Raw genomic sequence first — 11,807 nt, forward strand, 5'->3', positions numbered from 1 at the left:
TAAAAATGTTATTTTTGCCATTCAAGAAAAACTTGAAACATTAAACTTGAAACAAAATTTATGAAAGCATACGTATTTCCAGGTCAAGGCGCACAATTCTCAGGAATGGGAAAAGATTTATATGAAAACTCAGCTGTAGCAAAAGAATTATTCGAAAAAGCTAATGAAATATTAGGTTTTAGAATTACCGATATCATGTTTGAAGGAACAGCCGAAGAATTAAAAGAAACCAAAGTAACCCAACCAGCGGTTTTCTTGCACTCAGTAATTTTGGCAAAAACATTAGAAAACTTTAAACCAGAAATGGTTGCTGGACATTCATTAGGTGAATTTTCAGCTTTAGTTGCTAATGGCGCTTTATCATTTGAAGACGGATTAAAATTGGTTTCGCAAAGAGCAATTGCTATGCAAAAAGCCTGTGAAATTACACCTTCTACAATGGCGGCTGTTTTAAACTTAGACGACAAAATTGTAGAAGATATTTGTGCATCGATTGATGGTGTTGTGGTAGCTGCAAATTACAACTGTCCAGGACAATTAGTAATTTCTGGCGAATACAAAGCAGTAGAATTAGCTTGCGAAAAGATGAAAGAAGCTGGCGCAAAACGTGCATTAATTTTACCTGTTGGTGGTGCATTTCACTCACCCATGATGGAACCAGCACGAGAAGAATTAGCAGCAGCTATTGAAGCAACCACTTTTTCAACTCCAATTTGTCCAGTGTATCAAAATGTTACTGCAAGTGCGGTTTCTGATGCTGATGAAATTAAGAAAAACTTAATCATTCAATTAACTGCTCCTGTAAAATGGACGCAATCGGTACAACAAATGATTAAAGATGGTGCAACGAGTTTCACAGAAGTTGGTCCAGGAAAAGTTTTAGTAGGATTAGTAAATAAAATTGATAAAGAAGTCGAAACGATTTCGGCATAACCTATTTTGAAAGGAGTTAGAGAAGCGTACTACAAAGATTTATGGGATGTAATTCATTCCACGTTTTCCGAATTTGGAGAACACAAAATCATGAAAAAAAGTGCTTCATTAGCTTATACAACCGTATTTTCAATGGCTCCACTACTTATGGTTTTACTATATGTAGTGGGGCTTTTTTTTGGAACCGATGCAATTGAAGGTGAGATATTTCTTCAAATCAAAGATTTTTTAGGCGAAAAAGCCGCTATTCAATTGCAAGAAATGATTAAAAACATAGCTATTTCTAACAAAAGTGGATTTCCTGCACTCATTGGAATAGTAACTTTATTAATAGGTGCGACTTCGGTTTTTGCAGAAATTCAAGATTCTATTAATTCAATTTGGGGAATTCGACTTAAAAAACGTTCTAGTTTTTGGTTGTACTTCAAATCAAGATTACTTTCTTTTGGCGTAATTGGAAGTTTGGGATTTATTTTGTTGGCTTCTTTAGGATTATCGGCCATTTTAGATTCATTGAACCAAAAGTTATTTGCCCATTTTTCTGAAGCAGCGGTTTATTCGGTTTACATCGGACAAACATTGGTAACTTTAACGGTGATAACATTACTTTTTGCAGTAATTTTCAAAATCTTACCCGATGCCAACATCACTTGGAAACAAGTCAGAGTTTCTTCGTTTACAACCGCTATCCTTTTTATGTTTGGGAAATTTTTAATTTCATTTTACATTTCTCAATCGTCTTTAGGAACCATTTATGGAGCTGCGGGATCATTAGTAATTATTATGGTTTGGGTTTATTATTCTTCTGTCATTTTATATTTAGGAGCGCTATTTGCAAAGTGCTATGCAATTGAATTTGGAAGTTCTATTAAACCATCAAAATATGCCGAAATAATTCATGTGGTAGAACTAAAGTTAGAAGCTACTACATTACAAGATGCGAAGGAAGAAGTAGAAGAGTTTAAGAAAAACAACGATATTGAGTAATTACTTTTTGGCAAAAAATATTTCACTTTCGTTTGGCATTAATTTTGTAACTTTATTTTCATAAATAAATTCGACCATGAAAAAAATATTTTTAGGAATTGCAATCGCAACGACATTACTTTCTTGTCAAGAAGAAACTAAAGAAAAAGTAAAAGAAGCTTCTGAAGCAGTAGGAACCGATTTAAAACAAGCCGCAGATTCGGCTAAAGTAAAAGCTAAAAAAGTAATTGATTCTTCAAAAGTAGGTGAAAAAGCAAAACACATTATTGCTAAAGGAGCTGAAAAGGTAGAAGAAGGCGCAAAAAAATTAAAAGAGTCCGTTGAAGAATAATAAAAAATCCCAAGTAGTTTGTTCTACTTGGGATTTTATTTTTACTTCATTTCTATTTCATATTTTTTCTCAACCGATTTTTCCTGATTCAATTTTTTAGGACCAATTGGAAATCTTACATCTACATGTTTTGAAGCTATTGTACCATCTTTTTCTATTGTATCAGCTCTATTGGCTACCATATTCCAAGAAAAAGAAACATTAGATCTTCCGTTTTGTAATTCTTTTACTTTGAAACCATTTTTTGTTTTTTCAGTAACATAAACCCCTTTGCAATCGCCTTCTAATTGAATGAAAACTTTCATTGGATGGCTTTCATCAACAAAAATATGATCGCTCATTAATTCATCAATTTCAATATACGCTTCTCCGTTTACTAATTTTCCTGTTCCAAAATCTTCAAATAGAATTTCTGGAGTTTCTGTTGCGTGAAGAATTCGATTGTTTCCATTTCTATCTTCAACCATAGTAGATAAAGAACCTCCACCTAAAACTTTATACGAAGTATTATTATTTCTTGCTCCCACGAAAACATAATCAGTAGTTGAAGTGTTCGCGTCAAAATAACCTCCGTAAGTAACGTCTCTTCTTGCAGCGCCACCTCCAGTGAAATAATCAACATCTTTACCTGCAATTCTAGCAAATGGACCATTACTTGTACTTAAATTATCGTCTTGATCGTATTCAAAATAGGCAGAAAAATAATCTACTCCATTCCCTTTTCCTACACCTCTTACATGTAAACCTGTAGTTCCTTGTCCAGAAACTCCTACTGATTCACCTGGTAATTCTGTAAAGGTTGTTCTTCCTCCAACACCTAAAACTCCCATAACGGTTGAAGTTGCATTTGCTGCTAAATTTGCACTGATTCCAATTACACCTCTACCGCCATTGGCATCTAAATTTCCACCATCAATTACAAATTGTGTATTGGTTGCGTTTAAAGCTCGAATGGTTCTAGCAGAATTATTACTATTTACAAAAAGACCAATTTGTCCAGCGCCTGCATTAATTGTTGTTAACGTATTAGCACTTGGAGCCGTATTGTTTCCAAAAATAACTTGACCGTCATTTTCAACAGTAACTCTATTGGTATTGTTTGTCCTAATTTGGAAATTTTGATTATCAGTAGTTCCTAAAAAATTAGTACTTGGATTGGTACCTGTATTTCCTGTTAAAGACCAATCTTGACTTGCTGCTAATGGGCTAGATTTCAAAGCAACCCATTCTATTCCTGACCAATAATAGAATCCTGGAGAAACAGCCGTTATTCCTGCTCCAGCAGTTGCCGTATTAAAAATTAGAACTCCCGTTGCAATAGGTGCTGGTCCAACAGGTGCCACAACATTTGTAGCAGTTAGCGCAACTCTTGGAATTAATAATCCTTTTGAATTGCTTTCGATTTGGAATTCAACTCCATTTAGAATATCAGTTGTTCCAATTCCAACCTGTGAGAATACATTTAAAGTAAATAAGAAGCTAGTAACTAAAAGTAATGTCTTTTTCATAATCTGTAAGTTTTAATTACTTGCAGTTACGAAAAGAATAAAAGATTGGTTTTATTATCTGTAAAAAAAGAAGCTTTTTAACTTTTGTTTATTTGTTTCTGATTTTCTGTTCCCATTTCCAAGCACTTGCCAAAGCTTCTTCTAAAGTAGATTTTGCTTTCCAACCTAAAACAGTATTTGCTTTATCAGTATTTGCATAAGCTTCAATTACATCACCTTCTCTTCTACCCACAATTTGATAATTTAATTTTTGATTGGACACTTTTTCAAAAGCATTTATCACTTCTAAAACCGAACTTCCCGTTCCTGTTCCTAAATTAAAAGTTTCTACTTTTTCTACATTTTGCTTCTTTAACAAACGTTGCAAAGCAATTACGTGTGCTTTTGCTAAATCTACGACGTGAATATAATCACGAATAGCGGTTCCATCAGAAGTTGGATAATCATTTCCAAAAACAGATAACTTTTCTCTTAGCCCAAAAGCAGTTTGTGTAATAAACGGAACTAAATTTTGCGGAACTCCTAAAGGTAATTCGCCTATTTCAGCTGAAGGATGCGCTCCAATTGGATTAAAATAGCGCAATAAAATGGAATTGATGTTGGTTACTTTCGCAACATCAGTTATAATTTCTTCTCCTATTTGCTTCGTGTTTCCGTAAGGTGACATTGCAACTTGAATAGGAGCATTTTCAGTAATTGGCATTTTTTCGGCTTGACCGTAAACCGTGCAAGACGAACTGAAAATAAAATGAGCTTCTTGCTTTTTTTGCAATTCTTGAAGTAAATACACTAAAGAATTGATGTTGTTTTCGTAATACAACAATGGATTTTCAACACTTTCTCCCACCGCTTTTGAAGCAGCAAAATGAATCACTCCCGAAATATCTTGGTATTTAGAAAAGAAATTTTGAACCGCCGATTTATCTCGCAAATCGATATTTTCAAACAAAGGCTTTTTTCCTGTAATGCGCTCAATTCCGTCCAAAACATCAATAGATGAATTAGAAAGATTGTCAATAGCAATTACATCAAAACCTTCATTTTGTAATTCAACAACTGTGTGAGAACCTATAAATCCTAAACCTCCAGTAACTAATATCTTCATTTTTTAGTTTTCAGTCACAGTCGCAGTATACAGTAACTGAGACTGAATACTGCGACTGAACACTATTATACATATTCTAAAACAGCGTCTGTAATAAATTTAATTTGTTCGTCATCTAATTCCGTGTGCATTGGCAATGCGATTACTTCTTTTACCAGTTGATTCGTAACTGGAAAATCAGCTTCGTTATAACGAGCATCTGCATACGCTTTTTGACTATGTAATGGAATTGGATAATAAATCGCACAAGGAATTCCTTTTGCTTGTAAATGTTCTAATAAACCATCGCGTTTTCCGTTTAAAATACGGATTACATATTGATGAAATACGTGACAATCACAAGATTCACAAATAGTTGGCGCCCAAATATTAGGGTTCACACCCAAAGCCAAACTGTATTTTCTTGCAGCATCTTGACGTGCTTTATTGTAAGTATCTAAATGAGGTAATTTTGCTTTCAAAACTCCAGCTTGCATACTATCCAAACGAGAATTTACACCTACTACATCATGATGATATCTTTCATACATTCCGTGGTTTACGATTCCTCTTATTTTATGTGCTAAAGCGTCATCATTAGTAAAAATCGCTCCACCATCGCCATAACACCCTAAGTTTTTAGATGGGAAAAACGAAGTTGCCGCTACATGTCCAATCGTTCCAACTTTCTTTTTAGAACCATCTTTTGATGTGTAATCGGCGCCAATTGCTTGTGCATTATCTTCGATAACGTATAAATTATGTTCACGAGCAATTTCCATAATCGCATCCATATTGGCAGCGCGACCAAACAAATGTACTGGAACAATTGCTTTTGTTTTTGGTGTAATGGCTTTACGAATTCCGTCAAGCGAAATGTTCATATTGTTCATATCAACATCTACTAAAACTGGAGTTAATTGTAATAAAGCGATTACTTCTACTGTTGCAGCGAATGTAAAATCGGCAGTAATAACTTCATCACCTGGTTTCAAATCTAATCCCATCATGGCAATTTGCAACGCATCGGTTCCGTTAGCACATGGAATTACGTGTTTTACTCCCAAATATTTTTCTAAATCGGCCTGAAATTGGTGAACCAAAGGTCCGTTGATGTATGTATTCGTATCTAAAACCTCTTGAATAGAAGCATTTACTTCTTCTTTTATTTTTTCATATTGACTTTTTAAGTCAACCATTTGTAATTTTCTCATTTGGAATAAAAATTAAGTCTAGCAAAAATAAGAAATTCTATAGTACAAATTTTATCTAACTTAAAAAGAAACGTATTTTAGCACCATAAAATTCAATTATGCTATTTCTATACAACATAATTACGCTTTTAGCAGCCCAACTTTTGAAGATTGTAGCGCTTTTTAGTCCGAAAATGAAACTTTTTGTTGACGGGCGAAAATCGGTTTTTCAAACTTTAGCTGATAAAATTCAAACTTCTGATAAAACGATTTGGTTTCATGCAGCGTCTTTGGGCGAATACGAACAAGGTTTACCTGTTATTGAAGCAATCAAACAACAATTCCCAAATCATAAAATTGTGGTTACTTTTTTTTCGCCTTCAGGTTATGAAGTTCGAAAAAACAATACCGTTGCTGATGTTACGGTTTATTTGCCTTTGGATACAATTTCGAATGCGAAACAATTTATTGAATTAGTTCATCCCGAAATGGCGTTTTTTATTAAATATGAATATTGGCCAAATTATCTGAACGAACTTAAGAAACAACAAATAAAGACCTATCTAATTTCTGGAATTTTAAGAGAAAATCAAGCGTTTTTTAAATGGTATGGCGGATTTTACAGAAACGCTTTAAAAACATTTGAATTCTTTTTTGTTCAGAATGAAAGCTCAAGAAACCTTCTACAAAGTATCGGATTTAATAATGTAAAAGTTTCTGGTGATACGCGTTTTGATAGAGTAGTTTCAATTTTAGAACGAGATAATTCATTGGATTTCATCGAACAATTTAAAGACAATACAACCACAATCGTAATTGGAAGTTCTTGGCCAAAAGACGAAACTTTATTAGTGAATTACATCAATCAAAGTTCGGATGATGTGAAATTTATTATTGCACCGCATAATATTAAACAAGAGCAAATTTTAAATCTCAAAAATCAAATTCAAAAGAAAACGATTTTGTTTTCTGAAAACGTAGAGACGCGATTAATCGCGTCTCTACAAGAATACAACGTTTTTATCATTGATACCTTCGGAATTTTAACCAAAATCTATTCGTATGCAGATATTGCTTACGTTGGTGGAGGTTATGGAAATCCTGGCGTTCATAATATTTTAGAACCAGCAACTTTTGGTGTTCCAGTTGTGATTGGTCCAAATTACTCGCATTTTGCGGAAGCTACAGCTTTGGTTAATATGGAAGGTTGTATTTCGATTCAGAATCAAACTCAATTGAATGAAGCATTTGATTTATTACTTCACAACGAAGACGAGCGATTAGAAAAAGGTCACATTTGCAGCACTTTTGTACAAATGAATAAAGGAGCCACTCAAACGATTATGAATCATATTTTGGACAAATGACAACCTTCAAACCATTAGAAATTGCAGATATTGAAATCATCACTCAAATGATGCAAGATTTCTATGCGATTGACAATTATCCAATGGATGCTGAAGTGACTAAAACTTTGTTTCAAGAATTTATTTCCAATGAAAATCTAGGTAAATCTTGGTTGATTTATTCCGAAAATGAAATTGTAGGTTACATCATTCTTACATTTATTTTCAGTTTTGAATATGGCGGAAAAATTGCTTTTGTAGACGAATTATTCATCAAACAAACCGCTCGTGGAAAAGGTTTTGGTAAAGAAGCGATTCAGTTTATTCAGCGAGAAGTTCCTAAATTATCGTTAAAATTACTGTATTTAGAAGTCGAACCGCATAACGAAAACGCACAAAAATTGTATCTTGCACACGATTTTGAACTTCACAATCGAAAATTAATGAAGTACAAAGTCACTAAATAAATTAAATCTATGAAATTTTTAAAATTACTACTTGTTTTATTTGTTATCCAAGTTCAAGCGCAACAAGGAGGCATGTGGATTCCTTCGCTTTTAAAAGGAACAAACGAAAAAGAAATGAAAGCTTTGGGAATGAAAATTAGTGCCGATGATATTTATTCGGTAAATAATTCCAGCTTAAAAGATGCTGTTCCTCATTTTGATGGTGGTTGTACAGCGGAAATGATTTCACCAAAAGGACTTTTATTAACCAATCACCACTGTGGATATGACAATATTCAAAGTCATTCTACTGTTGAAAACGATTATTTAACGAATGGTTTTTGGGCTTACAAAATGGAAGAAGAATTACCAAACAAAGATTTAACCGTTACTTTCATAATCAAGATTGAAGATGTTACGACTAAAATTTTCGAAGGTGTTTTAAATCTTCCAACTGAAAGCGATAAACAAAAAAGAATCCAACAAAATATTGCAACAGTTAGCAAAAGTTTCCAAAAAGAAGCTTGGCAAGATGTAATGATTCGTGCTTTTTATGATGGAAACCAATATTTATTATTTGTAACTGAAAATTTTAAAGATGTTCGTTTGGTTGGTGCGCCGCCGAGTTCAATTGGAAAATTTGGTTCAGATACTGATAACTGGGTATGGCCTCGTCACACTGGAGATTTCTCTTTATTTAGAGTTTATGCAGATAAAAACAATCGTCCTGCTGAATATTCAAAAGACAACGTTCCATACACTCCAAAACACTTTTTCCCAGTTTCTGCAAAAGGAATTCAGGAAAACGATTTTACCATGGTAATGGGTTATCCAGGAAGAACTCAGGAATATTTACCATCATTTGCCGTAGAACAAATTGTAAATGATTTGAATCCTGCAAAAATTGAAATTCGTGATGCAGCTTTGAAAGTGCAAGATGGTTTCATGAGAAAAGATAATGCGATTAAAATTCAATACGCGTCTAAGTATGCTGGAGTTGCGAATTATTGGAAAAAATGGATTGGAGAAACTAAAGGTTTAAAAAAATCGAATGCGGTTGCTGTTAAAAAAGATTTCGAAAAGAAATTCCAAGAAAGAGTTAACAAAGCAGGAAAACAAGCAGAATACGGAACTATTTTAGCTGATTTCGAAAAGAACTACAAAGATATTAGAGAATACGCTATCGCAAGAGATTACTTTACGGAAGTTGTTTTACGTAATTCAGAAATTTTATCTTTTGGATACCGTTTGTACCAATTAGAACAAGTGTATAATACTAAAGGTGAGCAAGCTTTTAATGATAGAAAGAATAATTTAATTTCAGGATTTGAAGGTTTATACAAAGATTACAGCGCTCAAGTTGATGAGAAAGTTTTCGAACAATTGATTAATTTATATGCTACGAAATCACCAAAACAGTTTTTACCTGAAACATTGAACAATATTAATGCTTCAACTTTAACTACAAGTGTTTTTGGTTCTTCAAAATTGACTAGCTATAATGGTTTGAAAGAATTATTGAATGGTGATGCAAAATCAGTTTTAGAAAGATTAAATCAAGATAAAGGCTATCAATTGGTAAAATCGATTGCGGATAGTTACCAAAAAAATGTAGCTCCTAAATTTGATGAAATCAACTTAAAAAACATCGCCTTACAAAGAACCTACATGAAAGGAATTATGGAATTCTTCCCTAACGATAGAATTTTCCCTGATGCTAACAGTACATTACGTGTAACTTATGGAAAAGTAAAAGGATATAAACCAAGTGATGCAGTTATCTACGAACCAGTTAGTTATTTAGATGGAGTTATCGAAAAATATATTCCAGGAGATTACGAATTTGACGTTCCAAAAAAATTAATCGATTTATACAACGCAAAAGATTATGGAAGATACGCAGATAAAAACGGAAAAATGCCATTAGCGTTTATTGCTACAAATCATACTACCGGTGGAAACTCAGGAAGTCCTGCTTTAGACGCAAAAGGAAACCTTATCGGATTGAACTTTGATAGAGTTTGGGAAGGCACGATGAGCGACATTTATTATAGTCCAGAAATCTGTAGAAACATCATGGTTGATGCGCGTTATATTTTATTTGTGATTGATAAATTTGCAGGAGCTAAAAACCTTATCGAAGAAATGACGATTGTTTATCCTAAGTCTCAAAAAGCCAAATAATTACAAATATTTTTAAAAATAAAAAGTTTGGCACGCCATTTGAAATAAAGCATTTCGGAATCCAGAGAAAAAAAATTAAAAAAAATGTCTAAAAACATTTTGACATGTCAAAAAATTTATATCTTTGCTCCGAATTAATAATTAACCTTTATAATTTAGTAAGATGAAAAAAGTTGTTTTAAGTTTAGCAATTGTTGCTGCTATGTTCGTTTCTTGTAAAGAAAATGCTGCTGAGGAAACTCCAGCTGTTGACTCTACAGTTGTTGAAACTCCAGTTGAAGAGGCTGCTCCAGTAGCTGATACTACTGCTGTTGATTCTGCTGCTGCTGCTACTGAAGCTCCAGCTGCTGAAGCTGCTCCAGCAAAATAATTATTGCTAGAACAAAAAAATCAAGCTCCACCATGTGGGGCTTTTTTTGATATCTTAAAAAAATCAAAATTTAAAAACTATATTAAAATAAAATTCTAACCTTTTAAAATCAAACAAAATGAAAAAAGTTGTATTAAGTTTAGCAGTTGTTGCTACTATGTTCGTTTCATGTAAAGAAGCTGCTGAAAACACTGAAGCTACTGTAGATTCTACAGCTACTGCAATTGAAGAAACTGTTGAAACTGTAGTAGATTCTACAGCTGCTGTAGTTGACTCAACTGTAACTAAAGTTGAAGAAACTGCAAAAACAGAACTTAAAAATGCTGAAGAAGTTATTAAAAAATAATTTAAAATTATTTTTTAATAAAAAAGTCCCGCAATGCGGGACTTTTTTATTCTGAAGATCCAAATATATCTTCTGCAGAAGAAAAGTCCAAAAACTCAGCTTTATCTGCATATTTCACAATCTCATCTATCCCTTTTTGAAGCAATAGTTGAGTTGTATACCTCCTACTCACTGCAATTTCATGCCCATCCAATATCAAACGAAAGAAAAACTTTCCACTAGAAGATTTAAAACGCATAAAAACACAACGTTCTAAAGAACTTTTAAGCTTTTCTATCTCTTCTTCACATTCAAAACGCAATTCGAAATCGTTGCTCGTAAAAATAGTTTTTCCTTTTCTGGAAACAAACTCGTATTTATAAACTCCACTTAATCGTTGTGCGATTACAAATGTACCCATAGCAGTGATTGATAATTTTATAAAGAATTCTTTAAAGATAACAGAAAATTCTAAATGGAGAATTTTATAAACAAAAAAAGCTCCGAACAATGTTCGGAGCTTTTGTACTCAAGGCGGCTCCGAAGCTTCGGAGTTGAACCCGCTACTTATAATTTATTTTGACAGATATCATCTAAAATAGTTTTATCATCAATAATTTTGACAATAAATTTTCTCGACTTCATTCTCTTGATAAATCTTTCCAACTTATACGCTATCTCACTTTTTTCACACAGATAAGACAGCTTTAATTCCCATGGAATTCCTTTACAAGTAAAAGAATCTAAATACATTTTTGAATTATGCTCACCTAAACGTCTTTCAACATTATCAGTAGTTCCAACATAATAATTATCCAATTTTGTAGAATAAATAATATATACAAAATACATAGAAATAGTTTTAACAAAAAAAGCTCCGAACAATGTTCGGAGCTTTTGTACTCAAGGCGGGACTTGAACCCGCACGGGCATTACTACCCACTGGATTTTAAGTCCAGCGTGTCTACCAATTCCACCACTCGAGCAAATATTTTTAGGTAGTTTAGAGCGAAAAACGGGGTTCGAACCCGCGACCTCGACCTTGGCAAGGTCGCGCTCTACCAACTGAGCTATTTTCGCGTTTCGTTTCGTTATCTTTT

13 protein-coding genes and 2 tRNA genes are annotated in these 11,807 nt (G+C 33.3%); 8 read left to right on the forward strand and 7 right to left on the reverse strand.

Going from position 1 to position 11,807, the window contains the following annotated elements:
• Positions 1–60: 60 nt before the first annotated feature.
• The 3 genes from fabD to B0I03_RS03640 all read left to right on the forward strand — a co-directional run bounded on the left by fabD (position 61) and on the right by B0I03_RS03640 (position 2,251).
• A complete protein-coding gene (fabD, locus tag B0I03_RS03630; RefSeq protein WP_111566111.1) occupies positions 61–933 on the forward strand; it encodes an ACP S-malonyltransferase in 873 nt (290 codons plus the stop codon).
• A 6-nt stretch (positions 934–939) separates the two neighbouring features.
• Positions 940–1,920, forward strand: coding sequence for a YihY/virulence factor BrkB family protein (locus B0I03_RS03635; protein WP_220084599.1), 981 nt, complete (start codon positions 940–942; stop codon positions 1,918–1,920).
• A gap of 76 nt (positions 1,921–1,996) precedes the next feature.
• Positions 1,997–2,251: a hypothetical protein gene (locus B0I03_RS03640; RefSeq protein ID WP_111566112.1), complete on the forward strand. Its 255-nt coding sequence runs from the start codon at positions 1,997–1,999 to the stop codon at positions 2,249–2,251.
• Positions 2,252–2,292: 41 nt separating this feature from the next.
• Here the strand turns inward: B0I03_RS03640 and B0I03_RS03645 are convergent, their stop codons facing one another.
• The 3 genes from B0I03_RS03645 to B0I03_RS03655 all read right to left on the reverse strand — a co-directional run bounded on the left by B0I03_RS03645 (position 2,293) and on the right by B0I03_RS03655 (position 6,057).
• A complete protein-coding gene (locus tag B0I03_RS03645; RefSeq protein ID WP_111566113.1) occupies positions 2,293–3,759 on the reverse strand; it encodes a hypothetical protein in 1,467 nt (488 codons plus the stop codon).
• 88 nt (positions 3,760–3,847) lie between these two features.
• On the reverse strand, positions 3,848–4,864 hold the full coding sequence (galE, locus tag B0I03_RS03650) for a UDP-glucose 4-epimerase GalE (RefSeq protein ID WP_111566114.1): 1,017 nt from the start codon (positions 4,862–4,864) through the stop codon (positions 3,848–3,850).
• Between the two features lie 65 nt (positions 4,865–4,929).
• Positions 4,930–6,057 carry a DegT/DnrJ/EryC1/StrS family aminotransferase gene (locus B0I03_RS03655; RefSeq protein WP_111566115.1) on the reverse strand — a complete coding sequence of 376 codons (1,128 nt, stop codon included), beginning with the start codon at positions 6,055–6,057 and terminating at the stop codon, positions 4,930–4,932.
• A 98-nt stretch (positions 6,058–6,155) separates the two neighbouring features.
• Between B0I03_RS03655 and B0I03_RS03660 the strand changes: the two genes are divergently transcribed.
• From B0I03_RS03660 to B0I03_RS03680, 5 genes are all read left to right on the forward strand, one after another.
• A complete protein-coding gene (locus tag B0I03_RS03660) occupies positions 6,156–7,403 on the forward strand; it encodes a 3-deoxy-D-manno-octulosonic acid transferase (RefSeq protein ID WP_111566116.1) in 1,248 nt (415 codons plus the stop codon).
• A complete protein-coding gene (locus tag B0I03_RS03665) occupies positions 7,400–7,849 on the forward strand; it encodes a GNAT family N-acetyltransferase (protein WP_111566117.1) in 450 nt (149 codons plus the stop codon). Before B0I03_RS03660 ends, B0I03_RS03665 begins: the two co-directional genes overlap by 4 nt.
• Before the next feature lie 9 nt (positions 7,850–7,858).
• A complete protein-coding gene (locus B0I03_RS03670; RefSeq protein WP_111566118.1) occupies positions 7,859–10,012 on the forward strand; it encodes a S46 family peptidase in 2,154 nt (717 codons plus the stop codon).
• Positions 10,013–10,175: 163 nt separating this feature from the next.
• On the forward strand, positions 10,176–10,382 hold the full coding sequence (locus tag B0I03_RS03675; RefSeq protein WP_111566119.1) for a hypothetical protein: 207 nt from the start codon (positions 10,176–10,178) through the stop codon (positions 10,380–10,382).
• 118 nt (positions 10,383–10,500) lie between these two features.
• Positions 10,501–10,728: a hypothetical protein gene (locus B0I03_RS03680; protein ID WP_111566120.1), complete on the forward strand. Its 228-nt coding sequence runs from the start codon at positions 10,501–10,503 to the stop codon at positions 10,726–10,728.
• 46 nt (positions 10,729–10,774) lie between these two features.
• Here B0I03_RS03680 and B0I03_RS03685 read toward each other — a convergent pair whose 3' ends face one another.
• From B0I03_RS03685 to B0I03_RS03700, 4 genes are all read right to left on the reverse strand, one after another.
• Positions 10,775–11,218 carry a DUF1508 domain-containing protein gene (locus B0I03_RS03685; RefSeq protein WP_317048039.1) on the reverse strand — a complete coding sequence of 148 codons (444 nt, stop codon included), beginning with the start codon at positions 11,216–11,218 and terminating at the stop codon, positions 10,775–10,777.
• A gap of 56 nt (positions 11,219–11,274) precedes the next feature.
• Entirely contained in the window at positions 11,275–11,559 is a 285-nt protein-coding gene (locus B0I03_RS13330; protein WP_111566121.1) for a GIY-YIG nuclease family protein, read from the reverse strand.
• 48 nt (positions 11,560–11,607) lie between these two features.
• A tRNA-Leu gene (locus B0I03_RS03695) sits at positions 11,608–11,693 on the reverse strand.
• A gap of 21 nt (positions 11,694–11,714) precedes the next feature.
• Positions 11,715–11,787 (reverse strand) — tRNA-Gly (locus tag B0I03_RS03700).
• Positions 11,788–11,807: the final 20 nt, after the last annotated feature.

This window comes from Flavobacterium aquaticum, from assembly GCF_003259835.1.
In the GTDB taxonomy this organism is placed as follows: domain Bacteria; phylum Bacteroidota; class Bacteroidia; order Flavobacteriales; family Flavobacteriaceae; genus Flavobacterium; species Flavobacterium aquaticum.